22 protein-coding genes are annotated in these 24,700 nt (G+C 65.8%); 15 read left to right on the top strand and 7 right to left on the bottom strand.

The features are described 5' to 3' along the window. Window positions 1-110 precede the first annotated feature (110 nt). The 8 genes from NY78_RS16790 to NY78_RS16755 all read left to right on the top strand — a co-directional run bounded on the left by NY78_RS16790 (window position 111) and on the right by NY78_RS16755 (window position 8,662). A complete protein-coding gene (locus NY78_RS16790) occupies window positions 111-884 on the top strand; it encodes a class I SAM-dependent DNA methyltransferase (RefSeq protein WP_043638407.1) in 774 nt (257 codons plus the stop codon). 8 nt (window positions 885-892) lie between these two features. Next, window positions 893-1,867, top strand: coding sequence for a glycosyltransferase family 2 protein (locus NY78_RS16785; protein ID WP_043638405.1), 975 nt, complete (start codon window positions 893-895; stop codon window positions 1,865-1,867). Further along, complete coding sequence (locus NY78_RS16780) at window positions 1,861-2,271, top strand: sugar 3,4-ketoisomerase (RefSeq protein ID WP_043638404.1); 411 nt, start codon at window positions 1,861-1,863, stop codon at window positions 2,269-2,271. Before NY78_RS16785 ends, NY78_RS16780 begins: the two co-directional genes overlap by 7 nt. Beyond that, window positions 2,268-3,689, top strand: a complete 1,422-nt coding sequence (locus NY78_RS16775; RefSeq protein WP_043638402.1) for an NDP-hexose 2,3-dehydratase family protein — start codon at window positions 2,268-2,270, stop codon at window positions 3,687-3,689. Before NY78_RS16780 ends, NY78_RS16775 begins: the two co-directional genes overlap by 4 nt. Beyond that, entirely contained in the window at window positions 3,686-4,633 is a 948-nt protein-coding gene (locus NY78_RS16770) for a Gfo/Idh/MocA family protein (RefSeq protein ID WP_043638399.1), read from the top strand. The genes NY78_RS16775 and NY78_RS16770 overlap by 4 nt, the downstream gene beginning before the upstream one ends. Before the next feature lie 200 nt (window positions 4,634-4,833). Next, complete coding sequence (locus tag NY78_RS16765) at window positions 4,834-5,946, top strand: DegT/DnrJ/EryC1/StrS family aminotransferase (protein WP_043638398.1); 1,113 nt, start codon at window positions 4,834-4,836, stop codon at window positions 5,944-5,946. 15 nt (window positions 5,947-5,961) lie between these two features. Next, window positions 5,962-6,390 (top strand): DUF1772 domain-containing protein, encoded by a 429-nt coding sequence (locus tag NY78_RS16760; protein ID WP_043638396.1) that lies wholly within the window; start codon window positions 5,962-5,964, stop codon window positions 6,388-6,390. Window positions 6,391-6,550: 160 nt separating this feature from the next. Further along, a complete protein-coding gene (locus NY78_RS16755) occupies window positions 6,551-8,662 on the top strand; it encodes a molybdopterin-containing oxidoreductase family protein (RefSeq protein WP_043638393.1) in 2,112 nt (703 codons plus the stop codon). Window positions 8,663-8,672: 10 nt separating this feature from the next. On the opposite strand, the gene NY78_RS16750 is transcribed toward NY78_RS16755, so the two are convergent. After that, the gene (locus NY78_RS16750; protein WP_047960252.1) at window positions 8,673-10,106 is read right to left on the bottom strand and encodes a radical SAM/SPASM family putative metalloenzyme maturase; all 1,434 of its coding nucleotides are present in this window, start codon (window positions 10,104-10,106) and stop codon (window positions 8,673-8,675) included. Window positions 10,107-10,472: 366 nt separating this feature from the next. Continuing rightward, the gene (locus tag NY78_RS16745) at window positions 10,473-11,780 is read right to left on the bottom strand and encodes an O-acetylhomoserine aminocarboxypropyltransferase/cysteine synthase family protein (protein WP_043638388.1); all 1,308 of its coding nucleotides are present in this window, start codon (window positions 11,778-11,780) and stop codon (window positions 10,473-10,475) included. Between the two features lie 192 nt (window positions 11,781-11,972). Between NY78_RS16745 and NY78_RS16740 the strand changes: the two genes are divergently transcribed. The 3 genes from NY78_RS16740 to NY78_RS16730 all read left to right on the top strand — a co-directional run bounded on the left by NY78_RS16740 (window position 11,973) and on the right by NY78_RS16730 (window position 14,019). Then, a complete protein-coding gene (locus tag NY78_RS16740; protein ID WP_043638384.1) occupies window positions 11,973-12,668 on the top strand; it encodes a type 1 glutamine amidotransferase in 696 nt (231 codons plus the stop codon). A gap of 41 nt (window positions 12,669-12,709) precedes the next feature. Further along, a complete protein-coding gene (locus tag NY78_RS16735) occupies window positions 12,710-13,183 on the top strand; it encodes a pyridoxamine 5'-phosphate oxidase family protein (protein WP_043638380.1) in 474 nt (157 codons plus the stop codon). A 239-nt stretch (window positions 13,184-13,422) separates the two neighbouring features. Continuing rightward, complete coding sequence (locus NY78_RS16730) at window positions 13,423-14,019, top strand: GDSL-type esterase/lipase family protein (protein ID WP_043638495.1); 597 nt, start codon at window positions 13,423-13,425, stop codon at window positions 14,017-14,019. Between the two features lie 185 nt (window positions 14,020-14,204). Here the strand turns inward: NY78_RS16730 and NY78_RS16725 are convergent, their stop codons facing one another. Both NY78_RS16725 and NY78_RS16720 read right to left on the bottom strand, forming a co-directional pair. Then, on the bottom strand, window positions 14,205-14,909 hold the full coding sequence (locus NY78_RS16725) for an LrgB family protein (RefSeq protein ID WP_043638377.1): 705 nt from the start codon (window positions 14,907-14,909) through the stop codon (window positions 14,205-14,207). Further along, a complete protein-coding gene (locus NY78_RS16720; protein WP_047960251.1) occupies window positions 14,899-15,303 on the bottom strand; it encodes a CidA/LrgA family protein in 405 nt (134 codons plus the stop codon). The genes NY78_RS16725 and NY78_RS16720 overlap by 11 nt, the downstream gene beginning before the upstream one ends. Window positions 15,304-15,397: 94 nt before the next feature. Between NY78_RS16720 and NY78_RS16715 the strand changes: the two genes are divergently transcribed. Further along, entirely contained in the window at window positions 15,398-16,306 is a 909-nt protein-coding gene (locus NY78_RS16715) for a LysR family transcriptional regulator (RefSeq protein WP_043638374.1), read from the top strand. A 217-nt stretch (window positions 16,307-16,523) separates the two neighbouring features. On the opposite strand, the gene NY78_RS16710 is transcribed toward NY78_RS16715, so the two are convergent. Together NY78_RS16710 and NY78_RS16705 are read right to left on the bottom strand one after the other, a co-directional pair. Then, a complete protein-coding gene (locus tag NY78_RS16710) occupies window positions 16,524-18,650 on the bottom strand; it encodes a molybdopterin-containing oxidoreductase family protein (protein ID WP_043638373.1) in 2,127 nt (708 codons plus the stop codon). Window positions 18,651-18,795: 145 nt separating this feature from the next. Beyond that, window positions 18,796-19,452, bottom strand: a complete 657-nt coding sequence (locus NY78_RS16705; RefSeq protein WP_043638371.1) for a peroxiredoxin — start codon at window positions 19,450-19,452, stop codon at window positions 18,796-18,798. Window positions 19,453-19,691: 239 nt separating this feature from the next. On the opposite strand from NY78_RS16705, the gene NY78_RS16700 reads away from it, so the two are divergent. From NY78_RS16700 to NY78_RS16690, 3 genes are all read left to right on the top strand, one after another. Then, window positions 19,692-20,063, top strand: a complete 372-nt coding sequence (locus NY78_RS16700; protein ID WP_043638369.1) for a hypothetical protein — start codon at window positions 19,692-19,694, stop codon at window positions 20,061-20,063. Between the two features lie 521 nt (window positions 20,064-20,584). Continuing rightward, window positions 20,585-20,902, top strand: coding sequence for a hypothetical protein (locus NY78_RS16695; protein WP_043638367.1), 318 nt, complete (start codon window positions 20,585-20,587; stop codon window positions 20,900-20,902). A 201-nt stretch (window positions 20,903-21,103) separates the two neighbouring features. Next, entirely contained in the window at window positions 21,104-23,134 is a 2,031-nt protein-coding gene (locus tag NY78_RS16690) for a methyl-accepting chemotaxis protein (protein ID WP_043638364.1), read from the top strand. 173 nt (window positions 23,135-23,307) lie between these two features. Here NY78_RS16690 and NY78_RS16685 read toward each other — a convergent pair whose 3' ends face one another. After that, window positions 23,308-24,618, bottom strand: a complete 1,311-nt coding sequence (locus NY78_RS16685; RefSeq protein WP_047960250.1) for a DUF362 domain-containing protein — start codon at window positions 24,616-24,618, stop codon at window positions 23,308-23,310. Between the last annotated feature and the right edge of the window lie 82 nt (window positions 24,619-24,700).

Below are 24,700 nucleotides of genomic sequence, written 5' to 3'. Positions count from 1 at the left end.
TACGTGACTCGGTGCAATAGATTTTTTTTGAGCAAACCGCTAGAGTATCGCCGTTGCGACCTCCCCCTGCGGCCGTGTCCGCAGATTGACCGTCAGAGGATGCGTTGTCCATGCAAGAAGCGGAATATGCCACCATGTTTGGGTCCGAGGAACACCATTGGTGGTATCTTGGCCTGCATGACCAGTTGCAACAGGCCTTTGCCCGGTGCCGGGGGCTGGCGGCCGGTCCGGGGCGGGTGCTCGATGCCGGCTGCGGCACAGGCAAGGTCCTGGAAATACTGCGCGATGTTGCGCCGGTGGGGCTTGATCTGTCGGCCACGGCCCTGGCCCTGGCCCGCAGGCGCGGCCCGTTTGCCCTGACCCAGGCCTCGGCCACGACCCTGCCGTTTGCCGCCGCGAGCTTTGACGTGGCCGTATCCCTGGACGTCCTGGCCAATGTGCCGCCGGCCGAAGTGCCGGCCGCCTTTCGGGAACTTTTTCGGGTGCTGGCCCCGGGCGGGGCCTTGATCCTCAATCTGGTGGCCTTTGAGGCCCTTTACAGCGAACACGACCGGGCGGTCGGCGTGGTCAAACGCTACCGAATCGGCGAGGTGCGCCGGCTGTTGGCCGCCGCCGGTTTCACCCTGGACATCTGCAGCTATTCCAATACGATTTTATTCCCCATTGCGGCCCTGGTCCGGCTTTGGCGCAAACGTCCCCGTCCGGGCGGTCGGCCGCCGGTGTCCGATCTTGCTCCCCTGCCCGGACCGGTCAACGCCGTCCTGGCCGGGATTCGCCGCCTTGAAAATAACATGATTGTAAGGCATGGTTTTGCGCTGCCGTTCGGGCTTTCCATCTTCGTCCTGGCCCGCAAACCCGTCGCCGACAACCTGCAATCCGCTTGAAATAGGCTATGACAGCAGTTTCCTCCCCACCCACGCTCACTGTCGTGATCCCGGTCTACAACGCCGAGGCCACCATCGGCCGGCTGGTCGATGCCTTGCTCGCCAGCCCGCCCCTGCCGCATACGGATGTGGTGCTGGTCAACGACGGCAGCCGCGACGGCAGCCACCGGGAATGTCTGGCCTGCTGCGACCGCCACCCCGGCCGGGTGACCTATCTCAAGCTGGCGAAAAATTTCGGCGAACACAGTGCGGTCATGGCCGGATTGTGCCAGTCGGCCGGCGAATACGTCGTGATCATGGACGACGATTTCCAAAATCCCCCGGCCGAGGCGGCCCGATTGGTGGAAACCGCCGTGGCCGGCGGCTACGACGTGGTCTACGGCGCGTTTCGGGAAAAATGCCACCACCCCTTGCGCAATTGGGGCAGCGCCTTTCACGACAAGGTCGCCACCTGGCTGCTTGGCAAACCGCCCCATCTCTATCTGTCGAGCTTCAAGTGCTTAAGCCGCTTCGTGGTGGACCGCATCATCGACTACGCCGGCCCGTCTCCCTATGTCGATGGCCTGATTTTGCGGGTTACGGACAATATCGCCCAGGTGATGGTGACCCACTGCCAGCGCCAGACCGGTCGTTCAGGCTACACCCTGTGGAAGCTCGTGCGCTTGTGGCTGACCATGTTCGTCAATTTTTCCGTGGCCCCGCTGCGCCTGTCGGCCGTGCTTGGGCTGGCGGTCAGCGCCTTCGGGTTGGTCATGGCCGCCTGGAGCCTGCTGGAAAAGCTGTTCGGCGTGGACGTGCCCACGGGCTGGACCACGCTCTACGTCACGGTGGTCATTTTCGCCGGCATCCAGCTCGTCATGCTTGGCCTGCTTGGCGAATACGTGGGCCGGGGACTGCTTGAGGCCAACCGCGCGCCGCAGTTCGTGGTGCGCGAGGTCCATGGCGGCGGGGAGACTGGCGGCCGGGAGCCCCGGCGATGGTAAGTCCGCTCACCCTGGTCCGCAGCATCGACGTGCCGACCGTCGGCGACGACCGGGGGGCGCTGTCGGCCGTGGAAGCCGGCCAGACCATCCCCTTTCCCATTCGCCGGGTCTTTTACATGCACCACATGACGGCCGAGCGCGGCGGCCATGCCCATCGCGACACCGACCAGCTGGTGGTCTGCGTGGCCGGTTCGCTGCGCCTCGACCTCACCGACGGCTTTGCCCGCGTTTCCCATCGCCTGGACGATCCGGCCCGGGGCCTTTTCATTCCGGCCATGGTCTTCATTGACATCCGCGACATTTCCCCCGGGGCGGTCTGTCTGGTCCTGGCCAGCACCCACTACGACATGGGCCGTTCGATCCGCAGCTACGAAGACTATCTGGCCGCGGTAGCCAAGCCATGAGCACCGCTGCTGTTTGTCGGGCGTTTCTGGGATCGTGCCGGGCCATGGCCGGTGTGTTTCCCAGTCTCGACGCCGTCAGGGACTGGTTCGCCGCCAAGGACCGCTGCCATCGTTTCGAGGTGCGCCAGGTCCCTCTGGCCGGCCTTGACCAGTGGAGCTACGCCCCGGGGCCCTTGCGACTGGTCCACCGCACGGGCCGGTTCTTCTCCATTGAGGGCATCCGGGTGGAAACCGACTTCGGTCCCGCGCCGACCTGGGACCAACCCATTATCAACCAGCCCGAAGTGGGCATCCTGGGCCTGCTCGCCCGGGAAATCGACGGCGTGCTCCATTTTCTCATGCAGGCCAAGATGGAGCCGGGCAACGTCAACATTCTCCAGCTCTCGCCCACGGTCCAGGCCACCCACAGCAATTATTCCCGGGTGCACCAGGGCAGCACCCCGCGCTACCTCGAATATTTCACCGAGCCCGGTCTGGCCCGGGTGCTGCTCGACCAGCTCCAGCCGGAACAGGGGGCGCGGTTTTTGCGCAAGCGAAACCGCAACATGGTGGTGGCCGTGGATGGTCCCGTGCCCATGCACGAGGATTTCTGCTGGCTGACGCTCGGGCAGATCAAGGCCCTTCTGGCCCACGACAACATCGTCAACATGGACGCCCGCACCGTGGTCTCGCTCATTCCCCTGGCCGATCCCGACGAACCGCCGAATTACGGCCTGGTCGACGGCGTCACCGGTTTCGGCCTGGACATCTATCTGTCGTTTTGCCGTTCGGACAAGGAACGACACACCATGGACCGCCTCATGGCCTGGCTGACCGACGGCAAGGCCCGTCACGCCATGCACGTCTCGCCCCTGCCCCTGGACGCCCTGCGCGGCTGGATGGTCACGGATACGGACATCCGCCACGAGTCGGGACTGTATTTCTCCGTCATCGGCGTGGACGTGGCCGCCAAGACCCGGGAATCCACCCGTTGGTCCCAGCCGCTGTTGCACCACAAGGGCGAAGGGCTGGTCGGATTTTTGTGCCAGCGCCACGGCGGCGTGCTCCATTTCCTGGTCCGGGGGAGCCTGGAGCCCGGCAACCGCGACGGCATGGAAATCGGTCCCACCGTGGCCTGCTCCGAAGTGGCCGCCCGGTCCCGACGGGCGGGCGCCCCGCGTTTTCTCAAGCAGTTTCTCGATCCCGGGGACCTCGTTGTGCGCTACGACGCTGTGCAGTCCGAAGAGGGCGGGCGCTTTCACCATTTCCAGAACCGCTACATGGTGGTGGAACTGCCGCCCGGGAAACACCTCGACCTCCCCGGCCACTTTATCTGGATGACGCTTGGGCAACTGTGGCGCATGGCCCGGCATGGCCACGTCAGCATTGAGGCCCGAAACCTCATGGCCTGCCTGGGTCTGCTGGAGACCCTGCCGTGAAGCTGCTTGTCCTTGGCGCATCGGACATCTTTGCCCGCCGGGTGCTGCCAAACCTGCCGGACCTGGGCGTCACGGCCCTGACCGTGGCTTCGCAAAGCGGCCGGCGTCCCGACATCCCGGCCGGGCTGCCCGTGGCCTGGCAGGACGACCCGGCCACCGCCCTGGCCCACAGCCTAGCCGAGGTCGTCTACGTCTCCACCGAAAACAGCCGCCACGCCGCCCTGGCCCTGGCCGCCCTGGAATCGGGCCGCCACGTCATTGTGGACAAGCCGGCCTTCCTCGAGCTGGCCGACGCCCGGCAGGCCGCCAATCTCGCCGCCCAAAAAAATCTGGTCCTGGCCGAAGCCACGGTCTGGGCCGACCATCCGCGCCCGGCCGCCGCCCTGGCCGCTTTTGCCGCCGCCGGCAGCGCCCCCGCGCGCCTGTCCGCCGTCTTCTCCTTTCCGCCGCTGCCGGCCGGCAATTTCCGCCACCGCGCCGACTGCGGCGGCGGGGCGCTTTTTGACCTCGGGGCCTACGCCGCCAGTCCCGGCCGGGTCTTTTTTGCGGCCGAGCCGGACCACGTCGCCTGCCGCATCTTGTCGCGCGGTCCGGAGGTGGATACCGCCTTCGTCTGCCAGATGACCTACCCGGGAGGGCGAAGCTTCACCGGCACCTTCGGGTTTGATACCGGCTACGCCAACCGCCTGGACATCCTCGGCCCCTCCCTGGCCGCCGCCATGGACCGGGCCTTTACCCCGCCGCCCAACATGGCCCTGGCCCTGGAGCTCAACACCCCCGCCGGCCCGTCAACCCAGACCAGCCCGCCGGCCGACGCCTTCACCCGCTTTTTCCAACGCATCTTCGCCGCCATCCGCACCGGCCACGGTCAGCCCTTCGCCGACGCCCTGCTCGCCGACGCCCGCACCCTGGCGCGTCTGCGACAGGCTGCGGCAGAAGGGTAGAGAAGGGGGGAAAGACGAAGATGCCTCCGGCGGCCGGGGGGATGATCCCCCCGGACCCCTCGACGGGAGAAGTTTTTTAAGGGGTTTTGGTGGTGGTCGGCAATCCGGTCGGCTGGGGACCGGGGCAGCCGAAGCTGATGCTTGATGCGGAGCCGCCGCCTGCTTCGGCGCGGGAATGACGAGAGTGAGGAGTGTACACTATGCCCGTGAATGTTTGGGGATATTTGAAAGAATACGAAGCCGAGCGCGGCGAGATCCTGGCGGCCGTGGAAGCGGTGCTGGCCTCGGGCAAACTCATTCTCGGCCCCAATGTGGCCGCCTTTGAGCGGGAATTTGCCGACTACTGCGGCGCGGCCCACGGCGTTGGCGTGGACAACGGCACCAGCGCCGTCATGCTGGCCCTGCTGGCCGCCGGCCTGGGAGCCGGCGACGAGGTCATCACCGTCTCCAACACCGCCGTGCCGACGGTTTCGGCCATTGTCAGCGCCGGAGGCGTGCCTCGGTTCGTCGATATCGACCCGGCCACCTACCTGATGGACGTCGACAAACTGGAAGCGGCCGTCACGCCGCGCACCCGGGCCATTGTGCCTGTCCATCTTTTCGGTCAGTGCGTGGCCATGGAGACCGTGGCTGCGGTTGCCGCCCGCCACAACCTGCTGGTCATCGAGGACTGCGCCCAGTCCCACGGCGCGACCCGCCACGGCCAGGTCTGCGGCTCCCTGGCCGATGCCGCCGCCTTTTCGTTTTACCCGACCAAGATCCTCGGGACCTACGGCGACGGCGGCATGGTCCTGACCAGCAACGAGGCCATCGACAAAAAGCTGCGCAAGCTGCGTTTCTACGGCATGGAAAAGACCTATTACGCCCTGGAGCACGGCTACAACAGCCGGCTCGACGAAATCCACGCCGCCATTCTGCGGGGCAAGCTCGCCCATCTGCCGGCCTATATCGCCCGTCGCCGGGAACTGGCCGCCCGCTATGACGCCGCCCTGGCCGGCACGTCGCTGACCCTGCCCCAAACCGCCCCGGGCAACGAGCACGCCTACTATCTCTACGTGGTGCGCCATCCGCAGCGCGACGCCGTCATGGCCGGGCTCAAGGCCCGGGACGTCAACGTCAATATCAGCTATCCCTGGCCCATCCACACCATGACGGGCTATGCCCATCTGGGCTACAGTGAAGGCGACCTGCCGCACACCGAACTGGCGGCCCGGGAGATTTTCTCCCTGCCCATGTACCCGTCGCTGACCGATACCGAACAGGACACGGCCATTGCCGCCCTGTGCGACACCCTGGCTGCGGTCGGCGCGTAAGCGGAGACTGCCTGTATGGAATTTGGAGCCATTGCCCTGGCCATGATGGCCGCCTTTACCGGCGCGGCCCTGTACATCAATCTGGTCGAGCATCCGGCCCGGCGGGTGCTCCTGGACGGCGAGATGCTGGCCCAGTGGCAGGCCAGCTACCCGCGAGCCCTGCGGATGCAGGCGAGTCTGGCCATCGGCGGCTTTTTCTTCGGTTTGCTGGCCGCCTACTGGGCCGGCAAGGCGCTCTACGTCACCGGCGCGCTCTTTTCCATTGCCAACTGGGTGGTGACCTACCGCTACATCATGCCGGTCAACCGCGCACTCATGGCCGCCGACCCGGACACGGCCGACGCCGTCACCCGGGCACTGTTGGAGAAGTGGAACCTGCTCCACGCCTCGCGCACGGCCCTGGGCTTTCTGGCCGTGGTCTGTTTCTTCCTGGCGCTGACCTGATTGCACAACCGGCCATGCCCCCGCCCCTTGCCCAGACCGCACCCCTCCTCAATACCCTTTCCCATCAAGGGGGTTCGGGGGGGATTATCCCCCCCGGCCGCCGGAGGCCTCTTTTGCCTTTTCTGCTCTCGCCGCCCCCGGCCGCCGGAGGCACTCTTCCATGACGACTTTCCACGACGGCGACCACTCTACTATCTGTCGCGGCTGTCACGGCGGCTGCGCCGCCCGGGTGACGGTGGCGGATGGGCGGGTGGTGCGGGTGCGGCCGGGCTTGGGCTCGCCGTTTAATCTGGGGCGGATGTGCGTCAAGGGCTTGTCCGTGCCGGCGATGCTGTATCACCCGGACCGGCTGACCGTGCCGCTTCGGCGGGTTGGGGAGCGGGGGAGCGGACGTTTTGCGCCGGTGTCCTGGGACGAGGCTTTGGGCGACATAGCGGCGCGGCTGGATGCCTTTCGTCGGGAGACCGGGCCGGAGTCGGTGGCCTTGGGCCAGGGGACCGGGCGGCCGCATTATTTCCACGTCATCCGTTTTGCCAACACCTTTGGCACGCCCAACTGGTATGAGCCGGGGCTGGCCAACTGCTTTATCCCGCGCATCACCGTCTCCAATCTGACCTACGGCGGCTTTGTGGTTGGGGATTATTACGGCGACACGCCGCCGCGCACCATTTTGTTCTGGGGCCACAATCCTCTGGTCTCGGGACCGGACGGGGAGCTGTCGTTTCCGGTGAAAAAGGCCCTGGCGGCCGGGGCCTTCGGCATTGCCGTGGACCCCAGGCGGAGCGAGACGGCCAAGCTCTGCGGCCTGTGGCTGCCGATCCGGCCGGGCACCGACGCCGGGCTGGCCCTGGCCATGATCCGGGCGATCATCGAAGAGGGCTGGTACGACCGGGAGTTTGTGGAGCAGCATACCACGGGCTTTGTCGAACTGCGTCAGGCCGTGGCCGGGTATACGCCGGCCTGGGCCGAGGCGGTGACCGGGGTGCCGGCGGCGTCGATGCTGGAAGCGGCCCGGCGCTATGCCCTGGACAAGCCGTCCATTCTCGATTGGGGCGTGTCCATCGAGCAGAACCCCAACAGCCTGCAGACGGTGCGGGCGGTGGCCATTTTGCGCGGACTGACCGGCAACCTCGACGTGCCGGGCGGGGACGTCTTTGGCGAAGACCTGATCGGCGCGTATCCGGTCTTGCGCCAGGAGTTGCCGGCCGAGGCCTTGGGGCGGCGCATCGGGGCGCAGCAGTTCAAGCTTTTGGGCGGCTTCCGGGCCTTTATGCCTTCGGCCCATATTCCCGGGCTTTTTGCGGCCATGCGCACGGGCGACCCGTATCGGGTGCGGGCGCTGTTGCTCTTTGGCAACAATCCGCTGGCCACGGTGGCCGATTCCCGGGCTGTGCTGGAGTCGCTTACAGCCCTGGATCTGCTGGTGGTCACGGATCATTTCCTGACGCCAACGGCGGCCTTGGCCGATTACGTGCTGCCTGGGGCCATGTGGCCGGAGATCGACGGCATTATTGAGCTGCCGCTGGTGGCGCCGCGCGGCGTTGGCGCCCACCGCAAGCTGGTGCAGACAGGCGAGTGCCGGCAGATTGAGCATATTTTAAACGATCTGGCCGGCCGCCTGGGGCTAACCGGGGCGGACGAGCCCCTGGAGGCCATCTTTGACGCCCGGCTGCGCCCGGCCGGGGTGACCTTTGCCGAGCTGGCCGAGCGCGGTCTGGTCCTGGCCCCACCGGGCTACCGCCGTTACCTGGAAAAAGGCTTTCGCACGCCCTCGCGCCGGGTGGAGCTTTTTTCCAAGCCGCTGGCCCGGCTTGGCTACGACCCGCTGCCGAGCTATTACGAACCGCCGGAAAGCCCGGTCTCGACGCCGGACACGGCCCGGGAGTTTCCGCTGGTCCTGACCACCGGGGCGCGGCGGCTGGAATTTTTCCACAGCGAGGGCCGGCAGATCGACTTTCTGCGCAAGAGGCGGCCCGATCCGCTGGTGGAGCTTTCGCCGGGGACGGCGGCCGCGTGCGGCGTGGCCGACGGCGACTGGGCGCGGGTATCGAGTCCGCGCGGGAGCATCCGTATGCGGGTGCGGGTGACGCCGGACATCATGGACGGGGTGGTAAGCGTCGACCACGGCTGGTGGTTCCCGGAACGGGGCGCGGGCCATTTCGGCGAGCTGGAGTCGGCGGCCAACGTTCTGACCAACGCCGGCCCGCCCTATGACCCGGCCTTTGGTTCGTACCAGCTGCGGGGACTGCTGTGTGCGGTTGTGAAGGAGTGAGGCGGTTTGTTTAAGGAGCCCCGCTGGCCTTGCCGCCGCCGGGGTATCCCCTGGAAGCTTCCCCAAGTTGCTGCCGCACGGCGGCTAGTTCCGCCAGATTCTGCTGCGTGAGTTCCTCCCCGACATCCTCCTGGCCCATACACTGGAGCAGGCCCATGCTCCACAGACAGTCGCCGCACGGAACGGTCTCTCCGTAGCAATCATTGGCGAAATCTGCCGAGTCAATGTCTTCGCAGGGATACACGTTGCAGCCGGGGCAATGGGGATAGCGCCGCCGCAGCACATCGGTCCGGAATTGCCTGTAGGCCGGATCGTTCCAGATTCCCAGGAGGCTGCCCTGGGACAGGTCGCCGAAAAATCGTTGCGAGACCTGCTTTTCCCGTCCGTATAAATGGCAGCTGGAATTGCGCCAGAGGAAATGGCACGGGGAGACCTTGCCATCCCAGGTAATGAACATGCCGCCATGCTTGATGGCGAAACAGGCGTGATTGCTGAGCGGCCGCAGCGCGGGCAGGGCCAGATGGAGACCGACTTGCGCGGCCACGGAGGCTGCCTTGCGAAAGATCGATTCGGGCTGGCTGAGATCTTCGCCGGCAATAAGGTTGCCGATATGAAACGGGATATCGTGCAGGCAGGCCTGGGCGGATATTTTTTGAACGAAATCGATGGTTCGCAAATCCTCCGGGCTCTTTTTGTATTTCCAAAGGATGTTGAAATACTGCGTCAGGTCAATGTGTTCTTGCAGGGCTCTGGCGGACCATTCCTTGAAAAAAAGTTCCGAGGACTCGGCATTGATGCCGAAAACGGGCTGATCCGCCATGGCCGGGGCAAAGGGCAGAAGGTGCGAGACGACAAGCCGGGTTACGCCGCGTCTGGCCAGCCAGGCCACGAGGGTCGGCAGTTCCTGCATATTCTCGCGCATAACCACGAATTCCGCCCCGACTTCCAGCCTGGCCCCGGGATGGTCTTTTTGGGCCTGGGCCAAGGCCCCGAGAGCCCGCTCGACATGGCCCAGATTGCCGCCTTTGCGGACGGTCTCGAACAACTCCGGCGACGTCGCGTCGACGGACAGGAAGATCCGGTCCAGCCCCGCTTCAAGAAGGGCGCTGGCGCGGGTCTGGGTGAGGAGATGGCCGTTGGTTTGAAATCCGATCCAGCTGCCGGCCGGCATGGACCGCTTGCCGGCCTGGATGCACGCTTCCAGCCGGGGGTGCAGGAGCGGTTCCCCGATGCCGTTGAGGATCAGCGCCTGGAGCTGGGGAAAGGCCGGCTCAAGCGCCTCGAAAATCGCCGGGGACATGTCGCCTTCAGGAGCGTGACCCGGGCCCGAATGCTTGACGCACATGGGGCAGCGCAGATTGCACCGGGATGTTGTCTCGACGAACAGGCGCGACGGGGTGGCGAGCAGGGCCGGCTTGGCGCCGGGAGACGTCATGGCTTGCATAGCATGCTCGTGGGTATGGCAAAACAGTGGGGGTTGATGGAGAGCGGGACGGATTTGGCCGCACCCCGCATTCGCCTTTGGGGTCGATAAAAGAAAGCGGGCCTGACGTCCACGGGGGGCTTGTCCGGTCGTGGGCCTCGGGCCTGCCGGGGCCGGCCAAGCCCTTCGCGGACCCAGGCCGCCTTGGCGCTCGGAGCCGCCCCGGAGCACAGGCAGCCGGCTGCCTGTGCTCCGGGGCGGCGGGAGCCAAAACAGGGGACCCCTCTCGCCTGTACCCGGAAAATGGCCGTTCCTCCCCCGGTCGCCGCAAGGTTGCTGCAACCGCAGCAGGGAAAAAGACCGCTTCGCCGCTCCGTTGTGTCCTGCCTACTCCCCGGCCTTTCGCAACGCCTGATCCAGGTCGGCAATAATATCTTCCACGTCTTCGATGCCGACTGAAATGCGCACCATGTCCGGGGTCACGCCGGCTTCGAGCTGCTCGGCCGGGGTGAGTTGGGAGTGGGTGGTGCTGGCCGGATGGATGACCAGCGTCTTGGCGTCTAAGATATTGGCCAGATGCGAGCAGAGTTTGACGGCGCTGATGAACTTCTTGCCGGCGGGAATGCCGCCCTTGACGCCGAAACCGAAGACCGCGCCGGGGCCGATGGGGAAAAACGCCTTGGCCCGGGCATGGTCCTTGTGGCTGGGCAGGCCGGCGTAGTTGACCCAGTCGACGGCCGGGTGGGCTTCCAGAAATTCGGCCACTTTCTGGGCGTTGGCGCAATGGGCCTTGGCCCGCAGCGGCAGCGTCTCCACGCCCTGGATGACGAGAAAGCTGTTAAAGGGCGAGGGCGTGGCCCCGATGTCGCGCATAAGCCCGGTGCGCACCTTGGTGCAAAAGGCCGAGCAGGGCGTGCCTTCAAGCTGGCACAGCATTTCCCAGAAATTGGCCCCGTGGTAGGTGGGGTCCGGGGCGGTGATCTCCGGGAATTTGCCCCCGGCCGACCAGTCGAAGCCGCCAGCCTCGACAATGGCTCCGCCAATGGCCGTGCCGTGGCCGCCGATGATCTTGGTCAGGGAATAGACCGCGATGTCGGCCCCGAGGTCGAAGGGATTCAAGATCGGCGGCGCGGCCACGGTGTTGTCGATGATAAAGGGCAGGCCGGCCTCGTGGGCCACCTTGGCGATGGCCGGCAGGTCGTCCACATTGCAGCGCGGGTTGCCGATGGATTCGGTGTAGACAAGACGGGTGTTCTCGTCGATGGCGGCGGCAAAGTTGGCCGGATCGGACGAATCGACAAAACGCACCTCGATGCCGAAGCGCTTGAGGGTATGCTCAAAGAGCGTGTGGGTGCCGCCGTAGAGATTAAGCCCCGAGACAATGTTCTGGCCGGCCCTGGTGATGGCGGCCACGGCGTAGAAAATGGCCGACATGCCTGACGCCGTGCACACGCAGGCCGAGGCCCCGTGCAGGGCGGCCAGCCGGCGCTCCAGCGCGTCGGTGGTGGGGTTGCCCAGGCGGGTGTAGATATAGCCGGCTTCCTTGAGGGCAAAGAGGTTGGCGGCGTGTTCGGGATCGCGGAAGAGATAGCTTGTGGTCTGATGGATGGGCACGGCCCGGGAGAGCGTGTCGGAATCCGGCGTGTGGCCGGCGTGCAGGGCCAGGGTCTGGGCGTGCCAGGGGGTATTTGGCATGGGCGGTACCTCTGTTGTTTGGTGATGGCGGTCCGGCGGGACCGGTCATGATGCCGCTATATACCGGACCGTCGCGGTAGGAAAGCGCAAAGTTATGCGCCTTGGTTCTTGACAAGGCGGGGTGCGAAACCCACCATGCGACGTTCGCCCGTCCGGGCCGGATGTGTCCTTTGCAAGACCGGAGGTTGCCCCATGCGGTTGCATGCATTCTATCATGTCCCCTTTGAAGACGTCGGCGCTATCGGCCTGTGGGCTGCCGAGCGCGGCCACGAAGTCACGGCCACCAGCTTTTTTGCCGATGAAACGCCGCCGGCTGCTGCCGACTACGACATGCTCGTGGTCATGGGCGGTCCCATGAGCGTCTATGACGAGAAAGAGTACCCGTGGATAGCCGGCGAGAAAAAAGCCATTGAGGCGGCTGTGGCCGCGAACAAGGCCGTCCTTGGCGTCTGTCTGGGGGCGCAGTTCCTGTCGGTCGTTCTTGGCGGATCGGTGTCGCGCAATCCCGTGCCCGAGATAGGCTGGTTCAAGGTCCACATGACGCCCGAAGGACTGGCCGAGCCGGTCTTTGCCAATTTCCCGGAGTCCTATTACGCTTTCCACTGGCACGGCGACACGTTTGCCATCCCGCCCGGAGCCGTTCATGCGGCCAGCTCGGCCGCCTGTGCCAATCAGGCCTTTGTCTACAACCACAAGGTTGTTGGTTTGCAATACCATTTGGAAACAACGCCTGTCGGGATGCAGCGCCTGATCAAATACTGCGCCGAAGACGTGGCTGTCCCCGGCCCGACCGTGCATCATCCCAAGCAGATGCATGCCGGGCGCGAGGTCTTTAAGGACATCAAGACCCTGGCCTACCAGTTTCTCGACGCCCTGGCCGACATATAGGCCAAAGCGGCACGAGCCCGACGGGGCAAAGGAGTGGGGGTATGCGGAGAAAAGAGCGGGAAATCAAGGACAAGGCGGTCCTGGAGCAGTTGCTCATGCAGTCGCAGATCTGTCGCCTGGGTATGTACGACGGCACATGGCCCTACGTGGTACCAGTCAATATGGGCTACGACGCCGGGCGCATCTATTTTCACTCGTTTAAAAAAGGCAAGAAGATAGACATCCTGCGGCAACACCCCAAGGTCTGCTTCGAGGTGGACAGCGACGTGGAGATTGTCACCGGCGAGCTGCCCTGCGACTGGACCACCAACTACAAGTCGGTCATCGGCTTTGGCACGGCGGTCCTGGTCGAGGACGAGGCGGAAAAGCTGGCCGGCATGCGCATCCTCATGCGCCGCCACGGCGGGCCGGTGGAGGGGTTCAAGGCCGAGCACTTTCCGGCCATGGCCGTGGTGCGCATCGACATCGCCTCCATGACCGGCAAGTCCAATCCGCCCCATGACGAGTGGGGCTAGGGCTTTTAGGAGGAGGAATGCCTCCGGCGGCCGGATGGGATAATCCCCCCTGACTCCCTTGAGGGGAAAAGGTTTCAAGGGATTTTGGGCGGTGGTCGGCAAACCGGTGGGCTGCGGACCGGGACGACCGAAGCAGACCCTTGGCCGGAACCACCGCTTTTGGGGTGAAGGGGCTTGCCAGCAGGATTGTCGTCGGGATGCGCCGGGGCATTTCGAGGACGCAAGACGAGGAGGAGGCCATGCGTATCGTTTTCGTCGGCGATTCACTGACGGTCGGCGTTGGCGACCCCCAGTATCTGGGCTGGCCCGGCCGGCTGTGCGCTGCTTCGCCGGCCGCCGGGCTGGGGCTGACGCTCTACAACCTGGGCGTTCGCTCCGAGACCAGCCGCCACATCAAGACCCGTATCGGCCGTGAACTGCCGCCCCGGCTGGTGCCCCGCGACGAGGCCCGGGTGGTGCTGTCGTTTGGCGTCAACGACGCCAAGATCGAAAACGGCCGCCGCAAGGTCGAGCTGGCCGATTCCGTGGACAATCTGTTCGACATCGTCTCCCGGGTGGCTGCGATGTGTCCGGTGCTGGTGGTCGGGCCGCCGCCGGTCCTGGACGACGCCTACCGCTGTCGGGTGGAGGAGATTTCCGACGTCTTTGCCGGCGCCTGCGCCGAAATGGGCGTGGCCTATCTGGAGATGTGCCGGCCGCTGTGCCGGGAGCGGGCCTATCTGGACAGTCTGGTGGCCTCCGGCGACGGCTACCATCCCGGGGCCGAGGGCTATGCCGCCTTTGCCGCCCGGGTGGCGACCTGGGACGCCTGGCTGGCCTGGTTCGGCCTGGCCTGATTTTCTTTTTTTGCCTCCGGCGGCCAAAGGGGTGACCCCTTTGGAATCCCTCCTGGAAGGCAGGGGTTTATGCAGCGGAGGCATGGCGTGCCCTCTGCCGTAACCCCTTTAAAAATTTTTCCCGTTGGGGGGTCCGGGGGCCTCAGGCCCCCGGCCGCCGGAGGCATCTTCTGCCTTCTTCTCTCTCACAGCCCGTGCGGCACGGCCTCAAGAAGCGAGATGGCCGGGCCGACCAGGGCGCAGGTGACGCCGGCCAGGATCATGACCAGTCCGGCAATGGCCCCTTCCTCTTCGCCTTCCTCAAGGGCCCGGGCCACGCCCGCGCCGTGCGCGCCCATGCCGAGCATGGCCCCCCGGGCCAGGGCCGAGCGCAGGGGCAGGACTTTGAGCAGCATGCCGCCCAGCGACGCCCCGAGAACGCCCGTGGCAATGACGCACACTGCGGCCAGATCCGGCGCGCCGCCCACCTGTTTTGCAAAGTCCATGGCAAAGGGCGTGGTAAACGACCGGGGCAGCACCGAAAGCCGCATCCCTTCAGGCAACCCCAGCATCCCCGACAGCAGCCAGGAGCCGCCAAGGGCCAGCAGGCAGCCAAAGCCCACCCCCACGGCCAGGGTCGGCCAGTGCCGGCGAATGAGCGCCCGGTGCTCGTAGATGGGCACGGCAAAGGCCACCGTGGCCGGCCCGAGCAACAGCAGCAGCCATTGCCCGCCGCGCATGTATTCCCGGTAGCCCGTGTGCAGGGCGACCGTCAGCCCCAGGCACAGGACGCAGGTTACAAGCAGCGGCGACGTCCACCAGGCGCGCAGATAATGGTAGGCGATGCGCGACAGGACATAGGCGGCAAGCGTGGCCACCAGCCAGAACAGGGCGGTATAGCTAGCGAACATGGCGTGACCTCAGGCGGATGGAGAGTTCGACGATAAGGGCCGTGCCGACCATCACCGACACGATGCCGACCAGGATGACGGCCAGCAGTTTGAGCCCAAGGGGGCTTACCAGTTCGGCGTGATCGCGCAACGTGATCACGGCCGGAACGAAAAAGAGCAGCATGTGGTTGAGTAGCCCCTTGGCCCCAAGGGTCAGGCGCGCCGCCGGCAGCCGGCCGGTGGCCAGGGCGGCCAGCAGGGCCAACATGCCGATGACGCCGCCGGGAATGGGCAGCCCCGACGCCTTGGCTGCCGCGTCCGAGACCCACCACACGCCGATCAAAAAGGCCACCTGCCCCGCCGTTTCCACGAACGTGCGCACCGGGCCAATATGGTTGAGATTTGTTGCATACATACGACAGGCTCCTTGCCTGCCTCTGAGATAGGGGCGGGTTGCCCATTTGTGAAATGAATTGTCAGAATGAAAACTATTCCATATTGGAATAGCCATGGAACTACGCAACCTGAAAGCCTTTGTGGAAGTCGTGCGCCTGGGCGGTTTTTCCAAGGCGGCCCGGGCGCTTTTCTCCACCCAGTCCACGGTGAGCAAGGCCGTGGGGCAACTGGAAGAGGAGTTTGGCGAGGCGCTGCTTGAGCGACTGAGCACCGGGGCGCGGGCGACCGTGGCCGGCGAGCTGGTCTATGCCCGGGCCGTGGCCATGCTGGCCGAGGGCGAGCATCTGTTGGCCGAACTGTCCGATCTGCGCGGCCTCATTTCCGGACGGCTGCGCCTGGGGCTGCCCATCTTTGGCAGCGCCCGGCTTTTTGCCCCGCTTTTTGCCGAATACCGCAGCCGCTATCCGGGCGTTGAAATCGAGCTCATGGAGCAGGGCAGCGCCCGGCTGGAAGAGGCCCTGGTGGCCGGCGAAGTGGAGTTGGCCGTGTCGCTTCTGCCCATTGCCGAGGCCTTTTCCTGGCAGCCGGTGCGCGACGACCCCATGGTTGCGGTGCTGGCGGCCGACCATCCGCTGCGCGACCGCCATTCTTTGCGTCTGTCCGAACTGGCGACCGATCCGTTCATTCTTTTCGAGCAGGGCTTTGCCCTTAATCCCCGCATCGAACACGCCTGCTCCCTGCGCGGGTTCACCCCGCGCGCCGCCGCCCGCAGCGGCCAGGTCGATTTCATCATCGCCCTGGTGGCCGCCGGGCTTGGCGTGGCGCTGTTGCCGCGCATCCTGACCGAAGGCCGCGATCTCGCGCCGCTGGGCGTGGTGCTTTTGGACGAGACCGATCTGCGTTGGCGGGCAGCGCTCCTGTGGCGCAAAGGGGCGCGCCTGTCCCCGGCCGCCCGGGCCTGGCTGGCCCTGGCCCGCGAGAAGCTGCCGCAGGGTGGTGGGGGGAGAGAGGAAGGGAAATAGAAATAGAAAAGAAGAGAAGAGAATCGGGGCGCTGCCCCGAGCCCCGCCGGGGGGATGATCCCCCCGGACCCCTGCAAGGGGAACAAGGGGTCAAGGGGAGGCTGCGGGTGGGTGGAGGGGTACGGGAAGGTGGGCAAAGCCAATCGGGGTGCTGCCCTGATCCCCTCGGGGAAATGATTCCCCCGGACCCCTGCAAAGGGAGAAAGCGGGGCGGTGGTCAGGCGGTGGCTGGCTCCAGGCGGCACAGGCTGCACTTGAGGGGTTCGGCCCCGCAGTCCGGGTCGAAATGCTCGTGGCCAAAGAGCAGGTTGACGCAGCTCTCCCGCCAGCCGTGCTCCGGGCCGGGCTGCTCCGGATACCACCAGCCGTGGTCGGCCTGGACCACGTCCGGGGGCAGCCCGGCATCGGGCCGCAGGTTGAGTTTCGCCCGGCCGGCCGGGGTGACCACCCAGACCGGGTCGCCCGGGCCAAGACCCAGGGCGGCGGCGGTGTCGGGATGGACCGCCACCTGCGGGGTCGGCCGCAGCCGGCGCAGGGAATCGATTTGCCGGCCCTCGGAATGGAAAAAGGGCAGGACCTTGCAGCCGGTCATGAGAATGAGCGGATAGCGGGCGGCGACCTCCGGCGAGGAAACAGGCGAGAGCGGCGGCTCCACATAGACCGGCAGGCTTGGCCGGCCCATCCTGGCCATGATCGAACTGACCAGTTCCACCCGGCCGCTTGGCGTGGGGAAACCGTCCGTCTCGTGCTTGCGGTAGCGCATCTCGCCAAGAAGGATGCCCTTCTCGGCAAAGGCCGCAAAATCCAGGCCCGACGGTTCCAGGAGCCAGTCCAGATAGGCCGGCCGGTCGGGCCAGGGGAAGGCTTCGTCAAGGCCCAGGCGGTGGGCCAGATCGAGAATGACGTCGCGGTCGTCGCGGACCTCCCCCGGGTCAAGGACGCTTCGTCGGGCCAGCACGCACCAGATCTTGTGGAAATAGACCACGTCGTCCTGCTCCAGCCAGTGGGCGGCCGGCAGCACCAGATCGGCCAGCTCGGCGGCCGGGGTCATGAACAGGTCCGAAACCACCGTGAATTCCAGATGGTCGCGCAAGGCCGCTTCCACCACGTCGCCGCGCGTGGCCGTCAGCATGGGATTGGTCCCGACCAGCCAGACCGCCCGGGGCCGATACGGCCGGCCTGTCAGGCAGGCGTCCCAGAAGCTGGGCTGGTGGCAGCCCGGCGCAAAGGGGAAGCGGCCGGCTCCGATCATCCGGCCCTTTTGCTCGGGTGAGAGAAACTGCATCCCCAGGACGTTCTTGTCTTCCTGGGGCGATTTGCAGCGCACCCCGGCCGGCGGCGCCCAGCGCACCATGCCGCCCGGCACGTCGAGGTTGCCGGTGACGGCCATAAGGAGCAGCAGCGCCCGGCCGGTCTGGAAGGCGTTGACGCTGGTGTCGATGCCGTTGCCCCAGAGCAGGCAGGCGGGCTTGGCCGTGGCCAAGGCCTTGGCCGCCCGGCGGATGTCCTCGGCCGCCACCCGGGTGATGGGCGCGGCCCAGTCCGGGGGAAAAGCGGCCACATGGGCGGCCAGCTCGGCAAAGCCCTGGCAATGCCTGGCCACGAAGTCGTGGTCGTAGAGCGCCTCGCCGATGATGACGTGGAGCAGGGCCAGGGCCAGGGCGCATTCGGTGCCGGGGCGCAGTTGCAAATGGAGATCGGCTGCGGCGGCGGTTTTGGTGCGCCGGGGATCGGCCACGATGACCTGATCCGCCTGGCGCATGGCCTTCCTGACCATGGAACCGCACAGGCCGTCGGCCGCGCCGGTCTCCATGGAGTTGCAGCCAAAGACAAAGACGCAGGCCGGGGAGGCCCCGCCGCGCCCGTAGACGTCGGCCACCGGCAGCCAGCCCACGGTCAGGGCCGAGGCAATGTTTCGGGGCAGGAAGCAGTTGTGGCCCGGCGAGACGAAATTGGGCGAGCCCAGGGCGTGGATGAAGCGGCCGGTAAATTCCGTGTAGGGCCGCCCGGTCCCCTGGCAAAGCGCGATGTATTCCGAGCCGGACTCCCGGCGCACCGTGTCAAAGACGGCGGCCATGCGTTCCAGGGCCTCGTCCCAGGAAGTAGGTTCGTAGCGGCCGCTGCCGCGCGGGCCGACACGCTGTAAGGGACGGCGCAGCCGATCCGGGTGGGTGGCCTGCTCGATGGCTGCCGCGCCCTTGGGGCAGAGGTAGCCCCGACTGGTCGGGCTGTCCGGATCGCCGGTCACCTTGACCGGCCGGCCATCGGCGTCGCAGTGAACCAGCACCTGGCACACGCCGTGGCAGCCGCGACAGGACGTTCGCACGATGGAGGCAGGGGCCATGGGCAGCTCCGTTGTTTACCGGAATCTGTGCCCGCAACCCGTCGGCGCGTCAATGCGGCGGGAAAAAGCAGGCGGCCCGATACGTCCCGGGCCTTGAGTGCCGGCAGGACGCATCGGGCCGCAATGGGGCCGGGGCTGGATGGGGCTATTTCTTCATGGACTCGTAGACGTGGCCCACGAGCTTTTCCGAAGGCGTCAGGGTCTGTCCGCCGGGAACCCATTTGGCCGGGCAGGCCTCGGCCGGGTTGGCGCGCAGGTAGACGTTGGCCTGGCACTTGCGCAGCAGCTCGTCGGCGTTGCGGCCGACATTATAGAAATTCACTTCCTTGGACACCAGCATCCCGTCGGGATTGATGATGAACGTGCCGCGAAGGGCCAGTCCCGACTCTTCGTCGTAGACGCCGAAGTAGCGCGACACCTTGCCGGTGGGGTCGGCGGCCATCTTGAACTTGACGTTTTCCAGCAGCTTCTCGGTGGTGCGCCAGGCCAAGTGGGCGAACTCGGTGTCGGTGGACACGGAGAAGACCTCAAAGCCCAGTTTCACCAGCTCTTCGTGCTTGGTGGCCAGATCGGCCAGCTCGGTCGGGCAGACAAAGGTGAAGTCGGCCGGGTAGAAGAACAGGATGGTCCATTTGCCGGCTTCCTGGATCTGCTCCATGTCCATCTCGCCGAAAAAGCCTTCGACCGGGTCGTAGACTTTGAGCGAAAAGTCGGCCACGGGCTGGCCAACGGAAGCGGCCGGGATTTCGTCGCCGCCGCAGCAATCGTCTTCGTATTCGTGCTCGTGTTCATGTTCGTGCATGGGTGCGTCCTCATTTGTTTTTGTAGGTTGTCGGGCAAAGCCCGGAGCAAGCATCGTTTCAGGTTATGGACCGAGCGCCGGCAAAAGGCAAGATACCCGCCGCAGTGCGGCAGGCGGGCCATCCGACACAAATAAGGCCCGGCAGACCGGGGGCAAGGGCGGGCATATGGACAAGCTCGTCCCGACCCGCTAGTTTCAGGAAACTCGATACAATCGGGACCATGTGCCAGGGGGGAACCATGCCGCAGCCGTTTTATCGCCGATACGTCCGTCTTTTCCCTGTGTTGGCCCTGGCCGTTTTGGCCGCCGCCGGCCCGGCAACGGCCCAGACGACCCAGACGCCCCAGACGGTCGACCCGTACGGCGATTGCTGCGTGGCCCAGGTGAACATGACCGGCGTTTCCACCTGGAACGTCACCTGCGGAACCTGCGCGGCCAATCCCGGCGTCTATCCCATTGCCCAGCCGGACCCGGAAAAACTGGTCTTTACCGGCCCGGGCGGGGTGGTGGCCGGAAGCCGCTACGACGCCGCGGCCGCCGTGTGCCAGTGCCCGTCCCAGGACGCCCGCCGGGCCTTTGAAAAAAAGATGCGCACCTACGACGGCAACTAGGCCGGGTCTGTCCAGCCCGCCGTCGTGTTTGAAGAGATGGCCTGGAAACTGCGCCCGGCCCGGCTGCTTCGACGCCTCGCCGCCGTCCGATCCGGTCGGCGGCGCAAGCCTTCCCTTCCACTTCGCCGCACGCTCCGCCGCCGGCCTGGCTTGGCGCGGCCTCGCGTTGCGGTCAGCCAGGCCTTCTGCCCTGGGCCTGTTGCTCCGGGCCGGGCGTCTGGACAGGCCTGTCGTTTTCCGCCTTGTCCGTTCGTTTCCGCCGGCCCGACCATCCATGGCGCTGCCGTCCCGGACTCCGGGCCGGCGGATCAGCGGCGTCGGCCGGTTTTTTATGGCCCAGGCTGGTTGTGCCCCGGCGATCTCTTCGGGACAGACGCCTGTCGGGCCTGCGCTCCCTTCCGGGGCACAGGGGTGCGTTGGCGGCGGCCTGGATTGGGGTATGCCTGATGCCGGCGGGCTTGGCAATAGGAATGATTCCTGTTTTCATTTATGACCAGCGATAAACCAGGAGGGGAACAACAATGCGCAAACAATTCAGAGGGCTGTTGGCAACCTGTGCGGGTTTGGCGGCAGTGGCGTGTCTGGCGGGTTGTGCCGGCCGGGGACAGGCGGACAAGGCGGCCGGGGCTGTGGCCGGCGGGGCGAACGTTTACCGGGTGTCGGCCCCGCTCGTCAACTTGTTGGCCTGTCCGAGTCTGACCTGTGAGGTGCTGGAGGACCTGGGCGACGGCGCACAGGTGGCGGTCACGGCGGTGATTCCCGGGGGCTGGCTGGAGGTGCACGCCCTGGGCTCGGGCCGGGACGGGTATTTGCTGGCCCGGTTTGTGACCAAGCCGTGACCCTTGGGGGGCGGTGTATTGTGAAAATTCGGATTATCCAGGCTTTGAAAGGGGAAAATTCGCGAAAAAAAGGGGAAACAGCTTTTCAGTCGCAAGTATTTTCCCTATGATACAATTGCCTTGTAACCGAAGTCATCCTTGTGCGAAAATTCACGGTCCACGTTCCCGGGGGACCTCTCCCGGTCGGCTCAGGAGGTGTTTATGCGTTTGACCCTCACCGGAAAGATCATTGCCCTGCTTCTTTTCACTGTCGCGCTGCTGACCCTGGCCACTTCCGTCACCGTGCATGTCTATCTTTCCGACGGGCTCAACCGCATGAGCCAACATGAGATCGACACCAAGGCCGATGCCGTGGATTCGATGCTCAAGGAAGCCAGCCAGGAAGTGCGGGGCGTGACCTATCTGCTGGCCACCCGCCCGGATATCGCCACGGCCATCGCCGCCAAGGACACGGCCAAACTCGTCGCCATTGCCAAGGAAGCCCAGCGTGAACTGCGCATTGAATTCGTCACCATCGCCGACGCCCAGGGCGTGGTGGTGGCCCGGGGGCATTCCGACAAGATCGGCGATTCCGTCAAAAATCAGATCAACGTGCAAAAGGCCCTGGCCGGCCAGGGGTCGGTCGGCCTGGAAGAAGGCACGGCCGTCAAATTCTCTCTGCGGGCCGGCTATCCGGTCTATGACAACGGCAAAGTCATCGGTTCCGTCACTACCGGCATCAACCTGTCCTCCAGCAACGCCTTTGTCGACGAAATGAAAAAGGTGCTTGGCACCGAGTGTACCATTTTTTACGGCGACACCCGGGTGGCCACCACCATCGAGCGGGACGGCAAACGGGTGGTGGGCACGAAGATGGACAATCAGTTGGTCCTCGAGACGGTGCTCCAAAAAGGCACCCGTTTCCTCGATGTCAACAAGATCATCGGCCAGGACTACAACACCGCCTACTGGCCTCTTAAAGGAGCCGACGGCAAGATTGCCGGCATGATGTTTATCGGGCGCGACCGGGCTTCCATTGCCGCTACCGAGCGCACCATCATGTATTCGACCCTGACCGCCTCCTGCGCCGTGGCCCTGATCGTCATGGTCGTGGGCTTTTTCACCGCCCGGGGCATGACCGCGCCGCTGCGCCGGGTCATGGATCTGGCCCGCAAGGTGTCGCGGGGCGATTTCGACGCCGTGGCCGAGGGGCGTTTTTCCGGCGAGATGGCAGAGCTTAAAAATACCATCGAGCGGATGGTGGTGAGCCTCAAGGCCAAGATCGCCGAGGCCGAGGCCATGAGCCAGGAGGCCAACGAAGAGGCCAAGTGCGCCGAAGCGGCCAGATCCGAGGCCGAAGCTGCCCGCAGCATGGCTGAAGTGGCCAAGCGCGAGGGCATGGCCGAGGCGGCCGAGAATCTCGGCGTCGTCATCGAGAGCATCATTGCCGCTTCAGGGCAGCTCGAATCCCAGGTGGAGCAGGTGCGAAACGGGGCCGACCACCAGCGCGACCGGCTGCGCGAAGTGGTGGAAGCCATTGCCCAGATGACCGCCACCGTCCTGGATGTGGCCAGAAACGCCTCCCGGGCCGCCCAGTCCGCCGAGGACACCAAGGCCAAGGCCTCGGCCGGCTCGGCCGTGGTCGAGGAATCCATGCGCTCGATTGACCGGGTCAACACCGTGTCGTCCGATCTCAAGGGAGCCATGAGCGCGCTTGGCGAGCAGACGCAAGCCATCGGCCGGGTCATGTCCGTCATTTCCGACATTGCCGACCAGACCAACTTGCTGGCCTTAAACGCCGCCATTGAGGCGGCCCGGGCCGGCGAGGCCGGACGCGGGTTTGCCGTGGTGGCCGACGAGGTCAGGAAGCTGGCCGAGAAGACCATGACCGCCACCAAGGAAGTGGGGCAGGCGGTGGTGAGCATCCAGCAATCGGTGTCGGGCAACATCGTCAGTGTGGACAAGGCCGGGCAGGCCGTGGCCGAGGCCACCGAGCTGGCCGGCCGTTCCGGCGAGGTGTTGCGCGAGATTTTGGCCCTGGCCGAGGCCAGCGCCCGCGAGGTGGCCGGCATTGCCGCCGCCTCCGAGCAGCAGTCTGCCGCAGCCGAGGAGATCAACCGGGCCATGAACGAGGTCAGCGAGGTGGTGGAAACCACCAGTAACGGGATGCATGAGTCGGCCCAGGCCGTCCACGCCCTGGCCGACCTGTCCGGCGACATGGACCAGATTATCGTCAAGCTGCGAAACGGCTAACCAGCCCGGTCGCCCGACGTTTTCCGGGGCCGCCTGCCGGGCCAGAACGCAGATTCTGGTCCGGCAGGCGGCCCCGTCTTGTCTTGCTCCGCTCCTGTTGCGCCCCCGTCCGGCTCTTCCACTCGAGCATACAGCCCAGGTAAAAATGGCCCCTTTGCAGGGGTCCGGGGGGATCATCCCCCCGGCCGCCGGAGGCACTCTTCCTTCTTTTCTCCCCCCTCTCCGTCGCCACCATCCAACTGACGCACCAGACCGTCGTACTGGCGCAGTTGTTCGGCCAAAAAGCCCTGTTCGCCGTGAAAGACCAGGGCCGAGCGCGGGCAGACGAGGAAGCAGTAGAGGCACTCCAGGCAGCCGGTGCGGTCGCCGCTTTTGGCCACGGCTGCGGGATCGAGCCCGGCCGGGCAGAACCGGCGGCAGGCCCCGCAGTCGTCGCAGGCCGCCCGGTCGAGGGTCAGGCCGGTAAGGCGCATTTCGTCGCGGCAAAAAACGTCCTGGCGCAGGCCGGCGGCAAACAGCAGCTTGCCGAACCAGTCCGTGCCGGCCAGCCAGGTGAAAAAGGCGGTATTGCGCACGGCCAGGAAATACTTCTGGCGCTTGGGACTGTGGATGAAGGTGGCCAGCCGGCCGGCCAGCGGCGGGACCAGGGGGCGGCCGGCCAGAAGCGGCAGGGAAAGAGTGTCCAGGAAGGCGTCCAGGGCCGGGGGAATGAGCCCCCGCCGCCTTGCCTCGGCCAGGGGCCGCACCTTGGCCTCGGGGAAGCCGGCCAGCCGGGCGCAGGCCAGATCAATGGCGAAAGGATTGTCGCCGAAAACCAGGGTGTCCAGGCGTATGGGCGTGCCCCGGGTGGGGCCGAGGCCCTCCATGGCGATAAGCGCGTCGACGATGGCCAGGGCCGGGCGTACGGCCAAATTGATGTTGACGATGTTGGCGGCCAGGCTTTGGTGGGTTTTTTTCTTGTTTTCCTGGCCGACCAGACAGCCCATGAGGTTTTTTAGGCACACCGACATGCCGGCTTCGAAATGGGTCTTGAGCTTGGGCAGGTTGATGACCAGGGCCGCATCCATGACCGGTTGGGCAATGGCCGCCGTGACTCCGTTTTCAAAGGCAATGGCGACGCCCGGGGCGTAGTTGAGGTCCACGGCCGTGTAGCCGAAGCGGGCCGCGGTCCGGTCCACCCGCAGCCGCTCGATCACCCCGATCTTGTTGCGATAGAACCCGGAATTGGTGCCCTCGCCAACGAGCACCCGGCGATAGCCGGCGTCGTGCAGATGGCCAAGCAAGGCCACAAGCAGGCGCAGGTCGGTGGTGTTGCCGGTCAGGGCGTTCATGTTGGCGTTGAGGTTGGGCTTGACCAGGATGGCGGCGTCCCGGTCGGCCGGGAAGACGTCGGCGTAGGCCGGCAGGGTCTCGTCAAGGACGCGGCGCACGGCGGCAGCGTCGGCGGCGTGACGGATGTGGAGGCGGCAGGGGGCGTCGGGCATGGTTTCTTCCTGGATGGCTGGGCGGTTGGGCGTGAAGGCGAATGCCGGCTGAGCATACCGGGCCGGCCAGGGCAGGGAAAGT

The sequence above is a fragment of the Desulfovibrio sp. TomC genome, from assembly GCF_000801335.2.
In the GTDB taxonomy this organism is placed as follows: domain Bacteria; phylum Desulfobacterota; class Desulfovibrionia; order Desulfovibrionales; family Desulfovibrionaceae; genus Solidesulfovibrio.
The sequence above is the reverse complement of the archived record's forward strand: the minus strand, read 5'-3'. Positions and strand labels throughout refer to the sequence as shown.